Source organism: Streptomyces sp. NPDC057010 (assembly GCF_042673805.1).
Lineage (GTDB): Bacteria > Actinomycetota > Actinomycetes > Streptomycetales > Streptomycetaceae > Streptomyces.
This window is the reverse complement of record NZ_JBHUSC010000001.1, coordinates 175,727-195,213: the sequence shown is the minus strand read 5'-3', so window position 1 is coordinate 195,213 and position 19,487 is coordinate 175,727. Positions and strand designations below refer to the sequence as shown.

Here is a 19,487-nt window from a genome sequence, read left to right as displayed (position 1 = left end):
CCAGGGAGCGGGCATCGCGCCGCCGCGCCTGCTCCTCCCGCGCCATCCGGTCCCACCTGCGACGACGCGGGATTACGACACCGACCGGGGAGACAGAACTAGGAGCCGCCCGAAGGCGATGCCGCGGGTGCCGCGGGTGCCGGAAGGGGCCAGAAGCCGACGGAGATCACCGCGCTGGGAAGGGGTCTGGGCGTAGGCGTGGACGCGGCGACGGGGCCCGGGCTGGCCGCCGGGGCCGGGGACGAGGTGGGAGCAGGAGACGGGGCGGGCGTCTGACCAGGGGTGACTGTGGGCAAGGGCGCGCGGGCGGCCGCCGGGGCCTGTGGACGGTCGGCGGACATCCCCGGCGCGGCCTCCGCGAAGGGGTCGGGCTTCGGCTTCGGTTTCGGTTTGTGCGCGGCCTCGGCGCGTTCGATCGCGAAGGCCTGGGTCGCCCCGTTGATGCCACCGCCGTTGGCGAAGAATCCGCTCACCGCGTACACGCACGGGCGCTTCGGGGTCTTCGGGCACGGCGCGTGGGCGGCCGCGAACTCCCGGTGGGCCGTGGGCATCGAGGGCAGTGTGATCCAGGCGTTGGCGGCCGGGCTGTACGCCTCGGCCGTGGCCAGGGTCCCGGCGGAGCCCAAGCCGCCCAAGACGTACACGCAGCCGTCGCTCAGGCCCTCCGGACAGGGTGCAGTCGCCACCCCGGGTCCGTCGAAACGGCCGGTCGGCATGTCGGGCAGGCTCGTCCAGCCGTTGAGGACGGGGCTGTACACCTCCGCCCTGGTGAAGGGCGCATCGATGCCGTTGCCGGCACCGATGGCATACACGCACGTGCCCTTCAGCCCCAGGTTCGGCGGGCAGGGCGCGGCCGAGCTGCCGAGGCCGGCACGGGGCTGCGGGAGCGGGGCCACTGTGGCCCAGGTGTTGGTGGCCGGACTGTAGGCCTCCACCGTCGGGACGACGCCCGTGCGGTAACCGCCGACGGCATACACGCACACCCCCCGCAGCCCCAGCCCCTCGGCACACGGAGCTGTGGCCGTCGCCAGGCCGGCGCGGGCGGTCGGCATGGGCGGCAGGGTCAGCCAGGTGCCGCTCTCGGTGCTGAACGCCTCATTGGTCCCCACGACCGTGTCGTCGTCGAGCGCCCCTCCGATGGCGTACACGCAGTCGCCCTTCACCCCACCGGGGCACGGTGCCGACGCCGAGGCGAGCGACAAGCGCGGGGTCTGAAGCGGCGGCAGCGTGGCCCACGTGTTGGTCCTGGGGCTGTACGCCTCGAACCGGTCGCGCTCGGGGAACCCCCCGACGGCGTACACGCACGCGCCCTGCAGGCCCTCCGGGCAGTGCGCGGCCGTGCCCGCGAACGCGGTGCGGGGTGTCGGCAGCGGCGGGACCGTCACCCACACCCCCTGCGCGGTGGCCGACGTGGCCGCCAGGGCCAGCAGCGGGGCGAGGGCCGCGACGGCCAGACGCCGCAAGCCCCCGCGCAGCCGGGACCGGCCGGGCGGGGGCTTCTCGTGGTCGGTTCCCGGGGTGCGCCTCATGGGGCCTCTCTCCTGGCATGGCTCGGCGCGGGATGCCGAGGCGAAAACGGGAGCATTTTGACGGTACATATGACTATGTGACGGTTGCTCACCTCGCCGTGCTCGCACCGAAGACGCGCCGCGACCGGTCACCCAGTCGGCCGCGTCCTCGGCCGCGGAAACGACGCCGGGCCCGTCCCCCAAGACAGGGAGACGGGCCCGGCGATCGTGAACTGGCTGCGTTTGCAGGGGTGGCAGGATTCGAACCTACGACATCTGGTTTTGGAGACCAGCGCTCTGACCAGCTGAGCTACACCCCTTCGGTGGAACCAACCATGGCACGGCCCGGCGTGAAGATCCACTGATTTCGTGCATCAAGTGGGTGGAAATTCGGAGCGGGTGCGTGCGCCACGGGTTCCGGGCCGGTCGGCGTCCGCACCGTGAGACGGCGGCACCCGTGCCGCGGAGGCCCGGGGGTGGCGGGACCCTGGGCAGCGGAGGATCGTGGGCAGGGTGATCCGTGGATCAGGAGGTACCGCCATGCCCTCCCGCCTCCGCCGCGTACGCCACGCACGCCGCGCATCCCTCGCCGCGCTCGCGCTCCTCCTCCCCGCACTGCTGGGTGCGGGCCCCGGCGGGTCCGGCGAGACCGTCTCCCTCTCCGGCGCCGAACCCGGCCAGCGGCTCGACGTGACCCTGGTGCGCGTGGTCGACCCGGCGGCTCCGGCCGGCCCCGAGGGCCCGGCGCCCGACGCCTCGACCCGGCTCGTCGCCGTGCGGTTGCGCCTGGAGAACACCGGGACCGCCGTCTACAAGGACTCCCCCGCCCCGTCCGCGCACCTGCTGGACGCCTCCGGGCAGCGGTTCACCGGCCTCAACACCGCGACCACGGCGGGCGATTCCTTCCCCGACACCGTCACGCTCAGCCCCGGCGGCACGGTCGACGGGCACGTCACCTTCCGAATCCCCGAGGACGCCGTACCCACCGCCGTCCAGTTCGCCCTGAACGGAGGACTGGCCGATGACGTCGGCCACTGGAGCCTCTCCTGAGGGCGCGACGGCACGCAGAAAATAGTAGCCATGGACATAGTAGCCATGTACTCTATTTGCCATGAGCAAGGGTTCACCGGGTCCCACGCCCGGTTTCCAGGTATGGCGGCTCGCCAACAAATGGCGCGTCGCGGTCGATCGCGCCGTGGCTCCGCTGGGTCTCACCCACGCGCAGTACTCTCTGGTCGCATCGCTGCACGGCATGCAGGGCACCGGCGAGCGGCCCAGTCAGCGCCGGCTCGCCGACCACACCGGCCTGGAGCCGCTGTACGTCTCGAAGCTGGCGCGCGCCCTGGAGTCGGCCGGCCTGATCGAGCGCACCCGCGATCCCCGCGATCCGCGCGCCGTCCAGCTCGCCCTCACCGAGCAGGGCGAGGCGGTCACGCGGCGGGCCATCGCGGTGGTGCAGGAACTGCTCCAGCAGCTGCTGGAACCGCTCGGCGGCCTCGACGCCCCGCGCACCCGCACGTTCACCGCCGAGTTGACGGCCCTGCTCGACGCACCTCTCGCTCCGCCTCCCGCTCCACCCGTACCGAACGACGAGAGCTTGTAAGGGGACAGAACACCATGACCATCACCGCACCCGTAGCCGACGCCCGCGCCCTCGGCCTGGCCCACCACGCCGCCCGCGGCCTCCTGGAGCACGTCCTGGGTCGGCACGGCACGACCTTCCAGCAGCAGATCACGCTGCGGGCCGCCGTCACGGCCGACGGCCCGCAGACCGCCGACGACCTCGTCGCCCAGGTACGCGGCTCGCTCAAGGCCGATCCGGCCGACATCCGCGCCACTCTCGACGAGCTGCTGGCCAGGGAGCTGCTCATCGCGGACGGCGCGCACCTTCGCCCCACGGACGCCGGGCGCGGGCTGCTCGCCGCCGTCGGCGCGGAGACCGCCCCCTTCACCGCCCGCGTCTGGGGCGGGATACCCGCCGAGGACCTGGCCGCCGCCGGTCGCGTCCTCGCCCTGGTCACCGAGCGGGCCAACGCGGAACTCGCGGCGCTGACCGCCTGACCGCCTGACCGGCGGACCCCCGCTAGGGCCGGGCGGGGCCCCGGTCCGCGGCCGTGACGTCGGCGGTCTCCGCGCGGCGCACGGCCGCCCTCAGCGTCACGGCGGCCGCGGCCCCCGCCGCCAGGCCGAAGGTCAGTGCGGCCGGGACACCGCCGCCGATGCCGGCGAACGGCTGCAGCGGCCCGTAGAGCCAGCCGAACTCGTCCGTGGTCACCCGCAACAGCTGGCTCACCAGGAGCCCGATGACGGTCGCCCCGACCGCACCGGCCGCCATCGCCGGGACGGTGGCCCGGGTGAGCAGTGCGGGCAGCCGCCGCAGCGCCCACCACACCACGACGAGCAGCAGCACGTCGGCGGCCTGCTGCAGGAGCCAGTCCCCGAGCGGCAGACCCGCCGGGCTGACCCACATGCCGAGCAGCAGCCACTGGCGCAGGAGATCGCCCGGTTCGGCGAACAGTCCGCCGTCCGGGGAGACCATCTGGATCTCGGCGGCGACCGGCTGGTACGAGAGCACCACCAGGGACAGCGCGATCACCGCGGTCCCGGCCGTGGCCGCCAGGCGGGCGGCCCGCGCGGGGACGATGTTCTGCGGGAGCGGACCGGCGCCCTTCGCCGTGATGCGCGCGGCGAGCACGGTCACCACCGCCGCGACCAGCGCGGTCGCCACCAGGGCCTGCCGTCCGGCGGAGATCGCGCCCGCCAGCTGGGGCAGGAGGCGATAACTGCCGCGCCCCTGCGAGGCGATCAGCCAGGGCGCCGACACGGTCACCGCCAGTACGCCGGCCACCAGGCCCCAGGCCCACAGCGCGAGCAGCGCGGCCGTCATCCGGCCGCGCACCGGCGGCAGCCTGCGGATCAGGAGCAGTGCCACGGGTACGAAGAAGGCGAAGACCGCGGCGAACCGGATCTGCATGCCGGTCGAGTACAGCGCGAGATAGCGGGCACTGCCAACCCCGGACGCATCCCCGCTCCCGTCGAACATTTCGGCGCCGAACGGAAGCGCGGCCGGCGAGTCGTACGACCAGGGTGCGAGCCAGCGTTCGAGCTCGGTGGCGGCCTTGAAGCCGATCACGTCCGTGCTGCCGGGCAGGTGCAGCGCCTGCGCGCTCGCCCCCGCCCACCAGAGGAGCGCCGTGAGCAGCAGCCCTCCGGCCAGTGCCGGTATCGCCGCCCGCCTGTATGTCATGTGCTGTCCCCCGCCTTGACGCGTCATCCGGTGAATCCCGAGGTCATGGAGACTACGAGCCGGCGATCGTACGTTGATCACGGCCCCTCCCCACCGGGCGCCGCAGTCGTCTTCCGGCCACCCCCCTTGACCGCTCTGGTCCAGACCAATAGTTTCCGGCATGCACCGCGCACGCGCCCACGCCCCGCTCCCTTACCGCAAAGGAAGCCCATGCGCCGCAGCATGCTCGGCAGGCTCGCCGTCGCCGCCTGCTCCCTCTCCCTGCTGACCGCCTTCGCACCGGCCGCCGGCGCGCACGGCGACGCGGCGGGCGGCCACGACCGCTCGTACAAGAAGGTCGGCTACTTCACCCAATGGGGCGTCTACGGGCGGGACTTCCAGGTCCAGGACCTGGAGGCGAACGGCTCCGCCGGCAAGCTCACCCACATCAACTACGCCTTCGGCAACATCAGCCCGGAAGGCAGGTGCTTCACCGGCAACGTGCCGGGCGAGGCCGACGCCTGGGCCGACTACGTCCGTCCGCTCGACGCCGAGAACTCCGTCGACGGGGTCGCCGACACCTGGGAGCAGCCGCTCGCCGGCAACTTCAACCAGCTCCGCGAGCTCAAGGCCAAGCACCCCGGCCTCAAGGTGCTGATCTCGCTGGGCGGCTGGAGCTGGTCCACGCACTTCTCGGACGCCGCACTCACCCCCGCCTCCCGCAAGGCCCTGGTCGAGTCGTGCATCGACCTCTACATCAAGGGCAACCTGCCGCAGGACGGCACCCGCGGCGGCGCGGGTGCGGCCGCGGGCCTGTTCGACGGGATCGACCTCGACTGGGAGTGGCCCGGTTCGGCCGGCGACGCCGACACGAAGTTCCGGCCGGAGGACAAGCGGAACTTCGCCGAGCTCGTCAAGGAGTTCCGCACCCAGCTCGACGCGTACGCGCGCAGCCAGAAGCGGAAGGCGGGGTACGAGCTGACGGCCTTCGTCCCCACCGCCCCCGCCAAGATCGACGCGGGCTTCGACGTCCCCCGGATCATGCGCGACCTCGACTTCGTGACCCTCCAGGGCTACGACTTCCACGTCTCGGGCGAGGCCACCACCGCCCAGCAGTCGGCGCTCTACGCCCGGGGCGACTTCAGCGTCGACGGCACGGTGGACGCCTGGAGGCGGCGCGGCGCGCCCGCGCACAAGCTGGTGATGGGCATGCCGTTCTACGGGCAGGGCTGGACGGGCGTCAGCGGCGGCGGGGACGGCATGGGGCAGCCCGCGACGGGCCCGGCGCCCGCCACCTGGTCCGCCGGGTACGAGGACTACAAGGCGCTGAGGAAGCTGGCGGACTCGGGCACCTTCCGGCTCCACCGCGACCGGCGGGGCGCTCACGCCTGGCTGTTCGACGGCACCACCCTGTGGACCTACGACGACCCGCAGGTGCTCCGCGCCAAGACCGGCTACATCCGCGGACACGGCCTGGGCGGCGCGATGTTCTGGTCGCTGGACGCGGACACCGCCGACGGCGAGCTGATGACGGCCGTCGACCGGGGCCTGCGCGGCCACTGACCGGCGCCGCCGGGCCGCGGAAAAAGATCCGGCCCGGCGGCGTCCCACCACGTACGCTCCCGCGCATGAGGAACCCGACGGTACGGGCGGTCAACCGCCTCACGAGGCGCTGGGCCGCCGCACGGCCCCCGGCCGGGGACCCGGGCACGGTGTTCACCGCGGCCGGGGTCTGGCCGCTGCTCGCCCTGCTCGCGGACGGCGCGGACGGCCCGGCCCGCACCGAACTGGCCGAGGCACTGGGCATATCCGCCGGGGCCGCGGCCGGGGCGGCACGGGAACTGCTGGCCGCGCTGGACGACGTACGAGGCCTCCAAGCGGCGACCGGGCTCTGGGCCAAGGACGACCTCCCGCTGGAGGAGGCCTGGTCGGCGAGGCTTCCGGCGGGAGCCCGGGGCACGCTGACCGGAGACGCCGAGGCCGTCCACAACGCGCTGGACGCGTGGGCGTCGGACCGGACGGGCGGCCTGATCGAGCGCATGCCGGTCGCCCTTCGGAAGGACACCCGACTGATCCTCGCCTCGGCGCTCGCGCTGCGGCTGAAGTGGATCCAGCCGTTCGATGAGACGGAGGGGCGGGCGCACGAGGGCCCGTGGGCCGACCGGGCCCTGCTCGTACTGCGCCGCAGCACCGCCCTCCTGGACCGGGTCCGGGTGGCCCGTGGTCCGAGCGGTGCCGTCACCCTGCTCGAAGTCGTCGGGGACGGCGGGGTGGACGTCCACCTCGTGCTCGGCGAACCCGGCGCTCCGGCCGGCGAGGTGATCACGACGGGCATCGACGCCGTCACCCGGGCCCTCCCCGCCACGGGTACGAGCCTGCTCCCCGACGGCAACCCCGGCCCCGGACTGTTCGTCGAGACGACGGCGGCCAGCTCTCCCGAGCCCCGGCTGGACATCGAGACGGTCGCCTTCGAGGTGCGGGCGCAGCACGACCTGCTGGCCCACGCCCGGCTGTTCGGGCTGGAGACGGCCACCGACCTGGACCACGGGCACTTCCCCGGCATCAGTTCCGAGCCGCTGGGGATCGGCGCCGCGCGGCAGTCGGCGCTGGCCCGCTTCCACGCCGACGGCTTCGAGGCCGCGGCCGTCACCTCCATCGGGGTGGCGGCTGCCGGCGCCGCGCCGCCGCGGCCCCGGTACCGGGCCCGCAGGGTCGAGGTGTACTTCCACCGCCCCTTCGCGTTCCTGGCCGTCCACCGCACCTCCCGCCTGGTCCTGGCGGCCGGCTGGGTCTCCGAACCCGATACGGTCCAAGGATGACCACTGACATGATCACTGCAGACGCCGCCGGCACCTGGACGCTCGGCGACCTGACCGTCAACCGGATCGGGTTCGGTGCGATGCGCCTGCCGCAGAGCAGCGGGGCGGCGGCGTTCGCCGCCGATGCGGCCGCCGGCGATCGCGGCCGGGCGATCGGCGTGCTGCGCCGGGCCGTCGAGCTCGGTGTGAACCACATCGACACCGCCGCCTTCTACTTCTCCCCGCTGCGCTCCGCCAACGAGCTGATCAACAGTGCGCTCGCCCCGTACGCCGACGAGCTCGTCATCACCACCAAGGTCGGGCCGGGCCGCGATCCCTCCGGGAACTTCCACTGGGCCGAGCCCGGGCAGCTGCGCGGGCAGGTCGAGGAGAACCTGCGCCAGCTCGGCCGGGACCACCTCGACGTGGTCAACCTGCGCCTTCCGGCCGGGGCGGCCGACTCCTCGCTCGCCGAGCACTTCGGGGCGCTGGCCGACCTCCGCACGGCCGGCCTCATCCGGCACCTCGGAATCTCCAACGTGCGTGCCCACCACCTCGCCGAGGCCCGGGCGATCGCGCCGGTGGTGTGCGTGCAGAACCCGTACGGGATCGACTCGCCGGCCGAGGACCACGCCTTCGTGGACGCCTGCGGGGAACAGGGCGTCGCCTTCGTCCCCTTCTTCGCGATCGCCGGCGCGGGCAAGGAGTCGGGGGCGGCCGGGGGCGAGGGCGAACACGTTCGCGCGCTCGCCGCGGCCCGCGGGGTGTCCGTCGCCCAGCTGCGCCTCGCGTGGACGCTGAACCGCGGCCCGCACGTCCTCGCGATCCCCGGCACCGGCAACCCGGACCACCTCGTCGAGAACATCGCCGCGGGGGCCCTGCGCCTCAGCGCCGAGGAGATGGCTCTCCTCGACTCCCTGTAGCCCGGCGGTGCGCGGCGGCCAGGGCCGCCGTCTCCGCCAAGGCGGGGACGCGCCCGGTACCGCCGCGGCCGGAGACGGAGAGGGAGGCCGCGGCCGAGCCGTAGGCCACGGCGTCCGCCAGGCCGTCGCCCAGGGCGAGCCGGGCGGTGGCCGTGCCGGTGAAGCAGTCGCCGGCCCCCGTGGCGTCGACGGGATCCGGGTTGGCGGGCACGGGGTGGTACGCCGCCCGCGTGCCGTCGTCGAGCAGCAGCCGGTCGGCGCCGGCGGTGACCGCGACCGTACGGGCACCCAGCGCCCGGAAGCGGGCGGCGGCGGTGGGCGGGTCGTCGGTGTCCACCAGGGCGAGGGCGTCGGCGGGGCAGGAGGTCTTGAGCAGCCCGGTCAACGGGGCGATCTCGGCCAGCAGTTCCCGCGCCTCGGCGCGACCGGTCAGCCGGGGGCGGAAGTTGGGGTCGTACGAGAGGTGCCCGCCGGCCCCGTGGACCAGACGGGCGGCGGCCGTCACGGCCTCGCGGCTGCTCGGTGACAGGGCCCCGGTGATGCCGCTGGTGACCAGTGCGGCGGAGCCGGTCAGCAGCTCGCGCCAGGAGGCGACGTGCCGGGGCGAGAGGGTGGAGCCGGCGCTGCGGGTGCGCCAGTAGACGAACTCCCGGTCGCCGTCGGTGTCGGCGGAGAGCAGGTAGGCGCCGTTGGGGCGCGGGGCGCGGCGTACGTGGGAGACGTCCACGCCCAGTGCGGCGGCGCGCCGCAGCAGCGGGACGCTGAGGTCGTCGTCGCCGACGACGGCGAGCAGGGCGGTGCGGGCACCGGCGGCCGCGGCGGCGGCCGCCGCGTTCAGGGCGTCCCCGGAGTAGGAGATGCGGGCCGGTGTGCCGTCGGCGGCTTCGCGCAGGGCGGCGCCGGCGTGGATCTCGACGAGCACCTCGCCGAGGACGAGGACGTCGTACGCCCGTGCCCTCACCGCGGGTCCCGGTCGGGGGTGGGGCCGGTGCACCGGGCACAGCACGGCAGGGCCAGCTCGGCGAATACGGCGGCCAGCTCGGCGGGGTCGGCCGGCAGCCCGGAGCCCACGCCGACGGCGGCCGCCCCCGCGGCGAGCCAGTCGCGGACCTCGCCGGGCCGGATGCCGCCGGTCGGGATGATCAGCGCCTCGGGGAGGACGGCCTTGACGGAGCGGATGAACCCCGGCCCGGCGACATGCGCGGGGAACACCTTCGCGGCGCCCGCCGAGCGGACCGCGGCGGCGATCTCGCCGGGGGTGAACCCGCCCTCGATGAAGACGGCTTCGCGGCGCACGGCGACCGCACGGACCTCGGGGGCCGGGTAGGGCGAGATCAGGAAGCCGGCGCCCGCGTCCAGGGCGGTCCGCGCCTGGTCGGCCGTGGTCACCGTGCCGACGCCGATGAGGGCGGGGCGGCCGTGCGCGTCGGTGAGCGGGACGGTACGGGCGAGGGCGTCGGCCCAGCCCGGGGTGGAGGTGGTCAGCTCGACCGCGCGGCAGCCGGCGGCGAGCAGGGCGGTGGTCCGGCGGACGGCTGCGTCGGCGTCGGGCTCGCGCAGCACCGGCAGGAGGCGCTGGGCGACTATCACCGCGTACGGGTGGCAGGACAAGGGGACCTCCCGTTTGTTCCACGTAGTGGAACGCAGTAGCGTGTAGTGGAACCAGATGGTCTAGACCCTACACAGGCGGGGAGTTCCCGTGTCAACGGACGGAACACGTGAAGGGACGGGCGGGGGGCGGACGTCCGCGGCCGGATCCGCGCTGGAGAAGTCCCTGCGCATCCTGGAAGCGGTGGCGGCGCCGGGCGGGCCGTACCGGCTGGCCGAGGTCACGGCGGCGGCCGCCGTGCCGAAGTCCAGCACGTTCCGGATCCTCGCCGCGCTGATCGGGCAGGGCTTCGTACGGCAGGAGGGCGACGGCCGGTACGGGGTGGGGCCCCGGCTGCGGGGGCTGTCGGCCCTGGTCAGCGGCGGGGAGCCGGCGAGCGTCGAGCGCATCCTCGGGGAACTGCGGGAGGCGACCGGCCAGACGGTCCATCTCGCCCTGCACAGCGGGGAGACCATCACCTACATCCGGAAGCTGGAGAGCGACCAGCCGTTCCGGACGGCGTCCCGGGTCGGCATGCGGATGCCGTTGCACTCGACGGCGATCGGCAAGAGCGTCCTCGCGCACCTGCCGGCGGAGGAGGTGCGGGAGCTGGTCGCCGCGACGGGACTGGCGGCGCGGACGCCGCGCACGCTCACGACCGCGCGGGCGCTGCGCGCCGAGCTGGCGGAGATCCGTACGAAGGGCTACGCCGTGGACGACGAGGAGAACGAGCCCACCATCCGGTGTATCGGCGCCGCGATCCTGAGCGCGGACGGCCGGCCGGGCGGCGGGGTCAGCGTGACCACCGTCGCCTTCCTGGTCTCCCGCGAGGAGATCGAGGCCTACGCGCCGGCCCTGCGGTCGGCGGCCGAGGCCCTCGGCCCGCTCCTGTGAGCGGAACCCGGGGGCGGGCACCGGCCGCCCCCGGGGCTCGCGCCTAGACGCGGGCGGGGCTGGGTGCGGGGCGCGGCTCCGGTTCCGCGTCGGAGCTGCCGCGCACGGCGAGGGCCGCTCCCAGGGCCACCGCCAAGGCCAGGACCCCGGCCGCGCCGAGCGTGACCGTGTCCGGGGAGGTCAGGGCCTGGCCCCGGAGGGCCTGCCAGGTGGTCAGGGCGACCAGGCCCGCGTAGCCGGCCGACGCCACCAGGACCAGCCGCGTTCGTACCGCCGCACGCGCGGCCCATCCGTACCGGCCCGCCGCGAAGGTCAGGGCCAGTGCCAGCAGCGGCAGCAGCTGGAGCGCGTGCATCCCGACGAAGTGGGCGATCCGCAGGTCGCCGCCGGTGGCGGCCCAGCCGGTGACCGGCAGGTGCCGCCCGCCGTCCGGCACACCGACGCTGTGCGCGCCGACCGTGTCGCTGATGCCGTCCGCGAGCTGCGCATCCGTCGGCTGGACCATCAGGAAGCCGACGGCGAGACCGGCGAGGCCGATGACGGAGCCGAGCCGGACCGCCCAGCCGGTGGCCCGGTCGGCGAGCGGCTGGCGCCACAGCACGACCGCCAGTACCAGCGCGGCCAGCCACAGCACGGCGACCGTCATCCCCATCAGGGCGAACAGGCTGCTGTCGAACGGGGTTTCCTGGTTGAAGTGGCTGCGCTTCCCGCGCACCACCTGGCCGACGATCACCACCATCTCGACGACGCTCGCCGCCACGACCACGGTGCCCGCCCACCAGCCGACCCGCCGGCCGCGGGTGAGCAGCGAGTACATCCAGGCCAGCGTCAGCCCGTAAAAGGTGAAGGAGACCGAGAACTTGAACGGCTTGTGCCAGATCGGCGACCCGACCAGCACCCGGTCGTCCACGATCAGGCCGGCCCCCGAGACCAGCGTGAGCACCCCCATGGCCGCCGCGAAGACGAGCAGTGGCCGGTGCCATCCTTCGATGTGGTTCCGCAACATGCTGCACCCCCCATAATGGATACCGGCGCTATCCGGTATCCGATAGCTCGACTATCCATAATCCAGCCCGCCCCCGCAAGCCCCCGGGCCGCACGAAAGGGAGATTCACTTTGCGCATGGGAGAGTTGAGCCGAGCGACCGGCGTTCCGGTGCCCACGATCAAGTTCTATCTCCGGGAAGGCCTGCTGCCCGCCGGGGAGTTGACCAGCCCCAACCAGGCCCGCTACGGCGAAGAGCACGCCCGCAGACTCCACTTGATCCGCGCCCTCACCGATGTCGGCGGTCTTCCGCTGGCCTCCGTCGCCAAGGTGGTGGAGGCGGTCGAGGACCGCGGGCGGCCGGTGCACAAGCTGCTCGGCGCGGCCGCCGACACGCTCGTGCCGACTTACGAGCCGGAGCCCGACCCCGCCACCGGCGAGCGCGCCCGGGCGCTGGTGGAGGAGTTGATCGCCCGCCGCGGCTGGCAGGTCCACGCCGACAACCCGGCGGCCCGAGCCCTCACCGCCACCGCGGCGTCCGTACTGACCGTCGGACTCGGCGACTACCTGGACCACCTCGACGAGTTCGCGGCGTCCGCGGAGCGGGTGGCGGAAGCCGACCTCGCCTTCGTCGCGCGCGGCGACGGGCCGGAGGACATGGTGGAGCGGGTGGTGGCGGGCACCGTCCTGGGCGACGCCATGCTGGCCGCCCTGCGCCGGCTCGCCCAGATCGACGCCTCCGCCCGCCGCTACCCCCAGCCGGCCGAAGCACCGGCACCGGACGCACCGGATGCCGCGGAAACATCTTCCGGATAAGTGTTATCGGGGCCCCGCTCGACGGTCTCCCAGTCATCGGGCATCATCGACCGCCGGTACGGACAGGGAATCATCACATGAGTACTCAGCACACGGCAGAGCTGGTGGCAGCGGCCCGCGCGGGCGATCCCCGCGCGCAGGACGAGCTCGTCGGCACCCACCTGCCGCTCGTCTACAACATCGTCGGGCGGGCCCTGAACGGGTCCTGCGACGTGGACGACGTCGTACAGGACACGATGCTGCGTGCGCTCGACGGGCTGGGCGGCCTGCGCGCGGACGAGAGCTTCCGCTCCTGGCTGGTCGCGATCGCGATGAACCGGGTCCGGGCGCACTGGCAGTCCCGGCAAAATGGCCTCGGCGAGAGCACCCTGGAGGCGGCCGGCGAGGTCGCCGACCCGGGGGCCGACTTCGTCGACCTGACCGTCGTACGCCTCAACCTGGCGGGCCAGCGGCGCGAGACGGCCCGCGCCACGCGCTGGCTGGAGCCCGACGACCGGGCGCTGCTGTCGCTGTGGTGGCTGGAGTGCGCCGGGGAGCTCACCCGTACGGAGGTGGCCGCCGCGCTGGAACTGTCCCCGCAGCACACGGCGGTACGGGTGCAGCGGATGAAGGCCCAGCTGGAATCGGCCCGGGTGGTGGAGCGGGCCCTGGACGCGCAGCCGGGCTGCGAGGGACTCCGCACTGTGGTGGCGGCCTGGGACGGCCGGCCCTCGGCGCTGTGGCGCAAGCGAATAGCCCGCCATGCGCGTGAGTGCGTACGGTGCTCCGGCCTGTGGAGCGGCCTGGTTCCGGCGGAAGGGCTGCTGGCCGGGCTGGCCCTCGTACCGGTCTCGGCGGCGCTGCTCGCAGGGGTGCGCACGGCCGGTGCGGCCGGCTTCGCCCCCGCGGGCGCCGCCTTCGCCGACGGCACCGGGGCGGACTTCGCCGAAGCCGCGCACAGCGTCGGCGGAGCCCCGGGGGGCGGCCGCGGCGCCGCGCGCAGGCGCCGCCAGAACCGCCGCCGGGTGATCGGCGCCGCGGCGGTCGCCGCCTGCGTCGCGGGCGGCGGGCTGGTGTACCTGGGCACGCTCCCCGGTTCCGGCGGCACCCAGGACGGCGGTCCCGCGCCGGCGGCTCCGCTGGCCGCCCTCTCGGCGACCGAGTCGGCGCTCCCGTCGGCCTCGGCCTCGCCCTCCGCGTCGCCCTCCCCCTCCGCCTCGCCGTCGCCCTCGGCCTCCGCTTCGCCCAGCCCCTCCGCGAGCGCCACCCCGGCGCAGACCCGCAGCAGCGCGCCGACCCCGAAGGCCTCGGCGCCGGCGCCCGCTCCCGCCCCGCCGGGCGTCGCGGGGCAGGTCATCGCCCTGGTCAACAAGGAGCGCGCGGCGGCCGGCTGCGGTCCCCTCAAGGAGGACGCGCAGCTGCGCACGGCCGCTCAGCGGCATTCCGACGACATGGCGAACCGGGACTTCTTCTCGCACACCAACCCCGACGGCGCGGACCCGGGCCAGCGGACGACGGCGGCCGGGTACCGCTGGTCGACGTACGGGGAGAACATCGCCATGGGCCAGCAGACGGCGGATTCGGTGATGGACTCCTGGATGAAGAGCCCCGGCCATCGCGCGAACATCCTCAACTGCTCGTTCAAGGACATCGGCGTCGGCATCCACCAGGGTTCGGGCGGCCCCTGGTGGACGCAGAACTTCGGAGCGCGGTAAAGCCGGCGGCCCGCACCGCGGCGACCGGGCCGCGGCCGCCGGCCGTCTCAGCGTGCCGCGAGGGCGCGCAGCCCGTCGGCGCAGTCCGGGTGCGTCGGGGTCCAGCCCAGTTCGGCCTTGGCCTTGGCGTTGGAGACCCGCATGCTCGTCGTGGCGATCCGGTGGGCGTAGGAGAAGGGGCGCATCAGCCAGGCGGGCACCGCCTTGGGCTTCGGGGTGCCGAACGTCTCGGCGACCGTCCTGACGTGTGCGCCGAAGCCCATCGGGGTGTCGTCGACGATGTTGTACGCCTGCCCGGGCCGCCCGCCTTCGACGGCGAGGGCGACGGCCCGGCCGGCGTCGGCCAGGTCCACCCAGGGCAGGACCCGTCCCTGGTCGGTGACCGCCGGCATCTTCCGCTTCCGCAGCATCTCCACGACCGCGTCGGTGCCGCCGGCTCCGTAGAAGAGGCCGAAGCGCAGGGCGACGCCCTCGATGCCCTCGGCGTTCAGGACCAGCCGCTCCTTGACCCGCATGGCTTCGAGGTGGCGTTCCACCGCCCGGTCTCCGACCGGGGCGAAGGGGTCGGCGTCCTCGGTGATGACGTGGTCGCCGAAGTCCCTGTAGCCGTACCCGAAGACCATCGACTCGGCGATGACGCGGCGGGCGCCGACGGCGCGGGCGGCCTCCATCAGGTGCCCGGTCCCGATCAGCCGCAGGTCGTCGGTGGCGAACACGTCCTTGTGGCGCATGGGTGCCTCGCGCAGGGCGGTGGCCGCGTGCACGACCGTGTCGACCTTGAGGCCGTCGACCGCGCGGAGCAGCTGGTCGCGGTTCATCAGGTCGGCCCTCACGTCGGCTCCGGCACCGCGGGCGAGGCCGATCACGGTGTATCCGGTGCGGGTGAGCGCTTCGGCGATGTGGCGTCCCAGGACCCCGCTCGCCCCTGCCAGCAGTACGTTCTTGGTGTCGGTCATTCCCAGCCCTTCGCATGTGACCCACGTCATACGATATGACCTTCGACCTCTAGGCAGGCCGGAGGCTTTCTCGAAGACCGCTGGAGGCGCCTGCCGCTCCGGCGCTCCTCTGCATCAAAAGCGAGGCAGGATAGGAGCTGGAGACAAACCAGCTGATCACCGGGGGCAGAGATCGTGCGTAAAGGGAGGAAGGAACTCCGGCCGCATCAGCGCGAGGCGGTCGACGCCGTGGTGCGGGCGCTGGAGCTGCCCGCCGACGGCCGCGTTCCGGAGACCGGGCTGCGCACCCAGGTGATCATGGCCACGGGTTCCGGTAAGTCCCTGGTGGCCGTCCGCTCGGCCGAGGAGCTGCGGGCCGGGCGGGTGCTGGTCCTGGTGCCCTCGCTGGATCTGCTGGTGCAGACCGCCGCGGCCTGGCGGGAGGGCGGCCGCACCGGCCGGTCCCTCGGTGTCTGCTCGCTGCGCGGCGAGGACGCGGGAGTGCCCACCACCACCGCTCCGGCCGAACTGGCCCGCTGGGCCGGCCCGTCGGTGGACCGGGTGACGGTGTTCGCCACGTACGCCTCGCTCGGCCTGGGCACCATCGAGCGCGCGCACCTGGCGGGGCTGCCGGGCTGGGACCTGATCGTGGTCGACGAGGCGCACCGGACGTCCGGGCGGATCGGCAAGCCGTGGGCGGTGGTGCACGACAACACCCGGATCCCGTCCCTGCGGCGGCTCTACATGACGGCCACCCCCCGGGTCTGGCAGGACGGCGAGGAGAACGAGGAAGCCGCGCAGCCCGGGGAAGCCGCGGAAGCCGGAGCGGGCGGGGCGCCGGAGGGCGGGCGCCCCGGTCCGCGCGGGCGGGGCGAGCTGGTGGCGTCGATGGAGGACGATCCGCGCGGGACCTTCGGGGCCCGCTGCTACACGCTGCCCCTGTCCGAGGCCATCGACCGCGGGATCTGCGCCCCCTACCGGGTGGTGTGCGTGGACGTCACCGATCCGGAGTTCCGTTCGGCCGTACTGCTCGGCCCGGACGGACGCTCGGACGCGGTGCGCGGGGCGCGGTTGGCGGCTCTCCAGACGGCGCTGGTGAAGGCTGCCGCCCACGAGGGGTTCCGGCGCACGCTGGTCTTCCACCACCTGACCAAGGAGGCCGAGGCCTTCGCCGCCGGGCTGCCGGCGGTGGCGAAGCGGCTGCGGCTCACCAGCCGCAGCCCCTTCCCGGTGTACCCGCGCACCGTCTGGGCGGACTGGCTGTCCGGGCAGCACTCGGCGGCCCACCGGCGGCGGGTGCTGGGCGCGTTCGCGGACGGCCGGATCGCGGAGAAGGCCTTCCTCGGCAGCGTCCGGGTGCTGGGCGAGGGCGTGGACACCAAGGAGTGCGACTCCGTCTACTGGGCCGACGTACGGGGTTCCATGCCCGACCTGGTCCAGGCCGTCGGGCGGGCGCTGCGGATCCGGCCCGGGGAGGGCAAGGTCGCCTCGCTGGTGGTGCCGGTGCTGCTCGGCCCCGGCGAGACGCCCGAGTCGATGCTGACCTCGCGGGCGTACGGGGACCTCGCGCGGCTGCTGGAGGCGCTGCGCGCGCACGACTCCCGGCTGGTCGAAGCCCTCGCGCAGCCGCAGGCGCCGAGCCGGACGGCGTCCGCGGAGGCTCCGCCGGCCTCCGGTGTGCGCGGCGCGGCGCAGGCGCTGCTGAGCTTCTCCACCCCGCGGGATCCGGCGCTGCTGGCCGCCTTCGTACGGCTGCGCGTGCTGCATCCGGAGCGCGAGCACTGGCGGCGCGGGATCGAGGCCGCCCGGATCTACGCCGCCGTCGCCGGGGACCTGAAGGTGCCGTTCGGCTTCAAGGTGCCCGCGTCCGGCGGGGAGTGGCCGCCCGGGCTGGCGCGGTTCCCGCTCGGCCAGTGGATCGCGGACGCGCGGCGCACGTACCGCCGGGGCGCGCTCGGCCGGGAGCGGGTGGCGCGGCTGGAGGAACTCGGCATGGTGTGGAGCCACTTCGACGTGGCCTTCGAGGAGGGGCTGGCGTCGGCCTCCGCGTGGGCGGCGGAACACGGCCACCTGCTGCCGCCGGTCGAGGCCACCTGGCACGGGGCGCCGGTCGGGGTGTGGGTGAAGAACCAGCGGGCGGCGGCCCGCCGCAAGGGGCCGGGGGCCCTGTCGGTGGAGCGCCGGGAGGCCCTGGAGGCCCTCGACGCCTCCTGGTGTCCGGCGTGGGAGATCTCCTGGCAGCGGTGCTTCCACCTGACCCGGGTCCACCTGGACGGGGGCGGCCGGCTCCCGCTCGCCCCCGGCGAGGTGGTGGTCCAGGGCGAGGACCTGGGCGGCTGGGTGCGCGCTCAGCGGCTGAACTGGGAGCGGCTGTCCTGGGCGCAGCGCTGGCTGCTGGAGCACACCCTCGGCGTGACCCCGGCGACGGAGGCGGAACGTCCGCCGCCGCGCCGGAGCCACGCCGAGGCCTGGGCGGACCACTTGGAGGCCGCCGAGCAGTTCCACCTGCGCGAGAAGCACCTGCGGGTGCCCCGTACGCACGTGGAGCTGTACGGCGACCGGGAGTACCGGCTGGGCGCGTGGATCGCCAACCAGCGTGCCCGCGCGGCCTCGCTCACCCCGGAGCGGGTGGCCGCGCTGACGGCCCTCGGCATGCGCTGGTCGGTGAGCCGTGCTCAGTGATGGAAGCCGGACCGCGGCTCGGCGGCCGGCACCGGCGGGGGCGCGGCCGTGAGGTGGTCGACGGCCCGGCGCAGGTCGGCGACGAGCAGGGCGATCTGATCGCGGGTCACGCCGTGCCGGACGAGGACGCGCTGGATGACGGTGTCGTCCCGGTCGGCCGGCAGCGGGTACGAGGGCACCTGCCAGCCGCGCATGCGCAGCCGGTCGGAGAGGTCGTAGAGGGTGAAGCCCGATCCCTCCGGGTCGGTGAGCGTGTAGGAGACGGCGGGGAGGGCGCCGCGGCCGTCGTAGAGGAGGGTGAAGGGGCCCATCTCGGCGATCTCGCCGGCCAGGTACTGGGCGGTGTCGGCGCAGGCCTGCTGGACGCGGCGGTAGCCTGCCCGGCCCAGCCGCAGGAACAGGTAGTACTGGGCGACGACCTCGCCGCCGGGGCGGGAGAAGTTGAGGGCGAAGGTCGGCATGTCGCCGCCGAGGTAGTCCACGTCGAAGACGAGGTCCGCGGGCAGCAGGTCGGCGGTGCGCCAGACGATCCAGCCCACGCCCAGGGGCGCGAGTCCGTACTTGTGGCCGGAGGTGTTGACGGAGGCCACGCGCGCCAGCCGGAAGTCCCAGACCACGCCGGGGTGGAGGAAGGGGGCGACGAAGCCGCCGCTGGCGGCGTCCACGTGGATCGGGACGTCCCAGCCCCGCTCGGCCTCGATCCGGTCGAGTGCGGCGGCGATGTCGGCGACGGGCTCGTAGTCGCAGGTGTAGGTGACGCCGAGGATGGCGACGACGCCGATGGTGTTCTCGTCGACGTACGCGTCGAGCTGATGGGGCAGCAGGCCGGTGGCGCCGGGTTCCAGGGGGACCTGGCGCAGCTCGACGTCGAAGTAGCGGGCGAACTTCTCCCAGCAGACCTGGACGGGGCCGCACACCAGGTTGGGGCGGTCGGCGGGCAGGCCGGCGTCCTTGCGGCGGGCGCGCCAGCGCCATTTGAGGGCGAGTCCGCCGAGCATCGCGGCCTCGCTGGAGCCGGTGGTGGAGCAGCCGGTGGCGGCGGCGCCGGCGGGGGCGTTCCACAGGTCGGCCAGGATGTTGACGCAGCGGGCCTCGATCTCGGCGGTCTGCGGGTACTCGTCCTTGTCGATCATGTTCTTGTCGAGGCAGGCGTTCATCAGGCGGTGCACGCCGTCGTCGGACCAGGTGGTGCAGAAGGTGGCGAGGTTCTGCGCGGCGTTCCCGTCCAACAGGAGTTCGTTGCGGATGAGTTCGTAGACGACCTCGGTGGGCGAGTGGTCTTCCGGCATCCGGTACTTGGGGAGGATCTGGCCGCTCAGCGCGGACGCGAACACGTCCGTCGCGGCGTCCCGGGAGGGTGCGTCCTTCGTCTCATGAAGAGCCATATCGGGACTATAGGTGACAAGCGGGATGAATCCGGCCGCGAACTTCCGGCCGTC

Annotated in this window: 17 protein-coding genes and 1 tRNA gene; 10 read left to right on the top strand and 8 right to left on the bottom strand. The window is 74.1% G+C overall.

Going from position 1 to position 19,487, the window contains the following annotated elements; translation table 11 throughout:
• Window positions 1–98: 98 nt before the first annotated feature.
• Together ACFTXQ_RS00945 and ACFTXQ_RS00940 are read right to left on the bottom strand one after the other, a co-directional pair.
• Window positions 99–1,529, bottom strand: coding sequence for a kelch repeat-containing protein (locus ACFTXQ_RS00945; protein WP_382634432.1), 1,431 nt, complete (start codon window positions 1,527–1,529; stop codon window positions 99–101).
• A 225-nt stretch (window positions 1,530–1,754) separates the two neighbouring features.
• Window positions 1,755–1,828, bottom strand: a tRNA-Trp gene (locus tag ACFTXQ_RS00940).
• Window positions 1,829–2,048: 220 nt separating this feature from the next.
• Between ACFTXQ_RS00940 and ACFTXQ_RS00935 the strand changes: the two genes are divergently transcribed.
• From ACFTXQ_RS00935 to ACFTXQ_RS00925, 3 genes are all read left to right on the top strand, one after another.
• A complete protein-coding gene (locus ACFTXQ_RS00935) occupies window positions 2,049–2,558 on the top strand; it encodes a DUF4352 domain-containing protein (protein WP_382634430.1) in 510 nt (169 codons plus the stop codon).
• Window positions 2,559–2,619: 61 nt separating this feature from the next.
• Window positions 2,620–3,111 carry a MarR family winged helix-turn-helix transcriptional regulator gene (locus ACFTXQ_RS00930; protein ID WP_382634428.1) on the top strand — a complete coding sequence of 164 codons (492 nt, stop codon included), beginning with the start codon at window positions 2,620–2,622 and terminating at the stop codon, window positions 3,109–3,111.
• Window positions 3,112–3,125: 14 nt separating this feature from the next.
• The gene (locus ACFTXQ_RS00925) at window positions 3,126–3,569 is read left to right on the top strand and encodes a MarR family transcriptional regulator (RefSeq protein ID WP_382634425.1); all 444 of its coding nucleotides are present in this window, start codon (window positions 3,126–3,128) and stop codon (window positions 3,567–3,569) included.
• A gap of 22 nt (window positions 3,570–3,591) precedes the next feature.
• On the opposite strand, the gene ACFTXQ_RS00920 is transcribed toward ACFTXQ_RS00925, so the two are convergent.
• Window positions 3,592–4,755, bottom strand: coding sequence for a hypothetical protein (locus ACFTXQ_RS00920; RefSeq protein ID WP_382634422.1), 1,164 nt, complete (start codon window positions 4,753–4,755; stop codon window positions 3,592–3,594).
• 210 nt (window positions 4,756–4,965) lie between these two features.
• Between ACFTXQ_RS00920 and ACFTXQ_RS00915 the strand changes: the two genes are divergently transcribed.
• The 3 genes from ACFTXQ_RS00915 (at window position 4,966) to ACFTXQ_RS00905 (ending at window position 8,455) form a co-directional block, all read left to right on the top strand.
• Window positions 4,966–6,297: a glycoside hydrolase family 18 protein gene (locus ACFTXQ_RS00915; RefSeq protein ID WP_382634420.1), complete on the top strand. Its 1,332-nt coding sequence runs from the start codon at window positions 4,966–4,968 to the stop codon at window positions 6,295–6,297.
• A gap of 65 nt (window positions 6,298–6,362) precedes the next feature.
• On the top strand, window positions 6,363–7,553 hold the full coding sequence (locus ACFTXQ_RS00910) for a serpin family protein (RefSeq protein WP_382634417.1): 1,191 nt from the start codon (window positions 6,363–6,365) through the stop codon (window positions 7,551–7,553).
• Window positions 7,550–8,455 carry an aldo/keto reductase gene (locus tag ACFTXQ_RS00905; RefSeq protein WP_382634415.1) on the top strand — a complete coding sequence of 302 codons (906 nt, stop codon included), beginning with the start codon at window positions 7,550–7,552 and terminating at the stop codon, window positions 8,453–8,455. The genes ACFTXQ_RS00910 and ACFTXQ_RS00905 overlap by 4 nt, the downstream gene beginning before the upstream one ends.
• Here ACFTXQ_RS00905 and ACFTXQ_RS00900 read toward each other — a convergent pair.
• Together ACFTXQ_RS00900 and ACFTXQ_RS00895 are read right to left on the bottom strand one after the other, a co-directional pair.
• On the bottom strand, window positions 8,418–9,416 hold the full coding sequence (locus tag ACFTXQ_RS00900; protein WP_382634412.1) for a PfkB family carbohydrate kinase: 999 nt from the start codon (window positions 9,414–9,416) through the stop codon (window positions 8,418–8,420). The two genes, ACFTXQ_RS00905 and ACFTXQ_RS00900, sit on opposite strands and share 38 nt — an antisense overlap.
• A complete protein-coding gene (locus ACFTXQ_RS00895; protein WP_382634409.1) occupies window positions 9,413–10,066 on the bottom strand; it encodes a bifunctional 4-hydroxy-2-oxoglutarate aldolase/2-dehydro-3-deoxy-phosphogluconate aldolase in 654 nt (217 codons plus the stop codon). The genes ACFTXQ_RS00900 and ACFTXQ_RS00895 overlap by 4 nt, the downstream gene beginning before the upstream one ends.
• A gap of 88 nt (window positions 10,067–10,154) precedes the next feature.
• On the opposite strand from ACFTXQ_RS00895, the gene ACFTXQ_RS00890 reads away from it, so the two are divergent.
• The gene (locus tag ACFTXQ_RS00890) at window positions 10,155–10,937 is read left to right on the top strand and encodes an IclR family transcriptional regulator (protein ID WP_382634406.1); all 783 of its coding nucleotides are present in this window, start codon (window positions 10,155–10,157) and stop codon (window positions 10,935–10,937) included.
• 43 nt (window positions 10,938–10,980) lie between these two features.
• Here ACFTXQ_RS00890 and ACFTXQ_RS00885 read toward each other — a convergent pair whose 3' ends face one another.
• Window positions 10,981–11,943, bottom strand: coding sequence for a hypothetical protein (locus ACFTXQ_RS00885; protein WP_382634403.1), 963 nt, complete (start codon window positions 11,941–11,943; stop codon window positions 10,981–10,983).
• A gap of 116 nt (window positions 11,944–12,059) precedes the next feature.
• On the opposite strand from ACFTXQ_RS00885, the gene ACFTXQ_RS00880 reads away from it, so the two are divergent.
• Window positions 12,060–12,737: a MerR family transcriptional regulator gene (locus tag ACFTXQ_RS00880; RefSeq protein ID WP_382634401.1), complete on the top strand. Its 678-nt coding sequence runs from the start codon at window positions 12,060–12,062 to the stop codon at window positions 12,735–12,737.
• Window positions 12,738–12,814: 77 nt separating this feature from the next.
• Window positions 12,815–14,431: a sigma-70 family RNA polymerase sigma factor gene (locus ACFTXQ_RS00875; RefSeq protein WP_382634399.1), complete on the top strand. Its 1,617-nt coding sequence runs from the start codon at window positions 12,815–12,817 to the stop codon at window positions 14,429–14,431.
• A gap of 47 nt (window positions 14,432–14,478) precedes the next feature.
• Here the strand turns inward: ACFTXQ_RS00875 and ACFTXQ_RS00870 are convergent, their stop codons facing one another.
• Complete coding sequence (locus tag ACFTXQ_RS00870; protein WP_382634397.1) at window positions 14,479–15,387, bottom strand: NAD-dependent epimerase/dehydratase family protein; 909 nt, start codon at window positions 15,385–15,387, stop codon at window positions 14,479–14,481.
• 174 nt (window positions 15,388–15,561) lie between these two features.
• Between ACFTXQ_RS00870 and ACFTXQ_RS00865 the strand changes: the two genes are divergently transcribed.
• Window positions 15,562–18,048 carry a Helicase associated domain protein gene (locus tag ACFTXQ_RS00865; protein ID WP_382634393.1) on the top strand — a complete coding sequence of 829 codons (2,487 nt, stop codon included), beginning with the start codon at window positions 15,562–15,564 and terminating at the stop codon, window positions 18,046–18,048.
• On the opposite strand, the gene ACFTXQ_RS00860 is transcribed toward ACFTXQ_RS00865, so the two are convergent.
• The gene (locus ACFTXQ_RS00860; RefSeq protein ID WP_382634390.1) at window positions 18,042–19,433 is read right to left on the bottom strand and encodes a glutamate decarboxylase; all 1,392 of its coding nucleotides are present in this window, start codon (window positions 19,431–19,433) and stop codon (window positions 18,042–18,044) included. The two genes, ACFTXQ_RS00865 and ACFTXQ_RS00860, sit on opposite strands and share 7 nt — an antisense overlap.
• Between the last annotated feature and the right edge of the window lie 54 nt (window positions 19,434–19,487).

Coding starts and splice junctions, on each gene's coding strand:
- ACFTXQ_RS00935 (WP_382634430.1), top strand. CDS start 2,049: ATGCCCTCCCGCCTCCGCCGCGTACGCCACGCACGCCGCGCATCCCTC.
- ACFTXQ_RS00860 (WP_382634390.1), bottom strand. CDS start 19,433: ATGGCTCTTCATGAGACGAAGGACGCACCCTCCCGGGACGCCGCGACG.
- ACFTXQ_RS00880 (WP_382634401.1), top strand. CDS start 12,060: ATGGGAGAGTTGAGCCGAGCGACCGGCGTTCCGGTGCCCACGATCAAG.
- ACFTXQ_RS00885 (WP_382634403.1), bottom strand. CDS start 11,943: ATGTTGCGGAACCACATCGAAGGATGGCACCGGCCACTGCTCGTCTTC.
- ACFTXQ_RS00905 (WP_382634415.1), top strand. CDS start 7,550: ATGACCACTGACATGATCACTGCAGACGCCGCCGGCACCTGGACGCTC.
- ACFTXQ_RS00875 (WP_382634399.1), top strand. CDS start 12,815: ATGAGTACTCAGCACACGGCAGAGCTGGTGGCAGCGGCCCGCGCGGGC.
- ACFTXQ_RS00910 (WP_382634417.1), top strand. CDS start 6,363: ATGAGGAACCCGACGGTACGGGCGGTCAACCGCCTCACGAGGCGCTGG.
- ACFTXQ_RS00925 (WP_382634425.1), top strand. CDS start 3,126: ATGACCATCACCGCACCCGTAGCCGACGCCCGCGCCCTCGGCCTGGCC.
- ACFTXQ_RS00920 (WP_382634422.1), bottom strand. CDS start 4,755: ATGACATACAGGCGGGCGGCGATACCGGCACTGGCCGGAGGGCTGCTG.
- ACFTXQ_RS00870 (WP_382634397.1), bottom strand. CDS start 15,387: ATGACCGACACCAAGAACGTACTGCTGGCAGGGGCGAGCGGGGTCCTG.
- ACFTXQ_RS00915 (WP_382634420.1), top strand. CDS start 4,966: ATGCGCCGCAGCATGCTCGGCAGGCTCGCCGTCGCCGCCTGCTCCCTC.
- ACFTXQ_RS00930 (WP_382634428.1), top strand. CDS start 2,620: ATGAGCAAGGGTTCACCGGGTCCCACGCCCGGTTTCCAGGTATGGCGG.
- ACFTXQ_RS00945 (WP_382634432.1), bottom strand. CDS start 1,529: ATGAGGCGCACCCCGGGAACCGACCACGAGAAGCCCCCGCCCGGCCGG.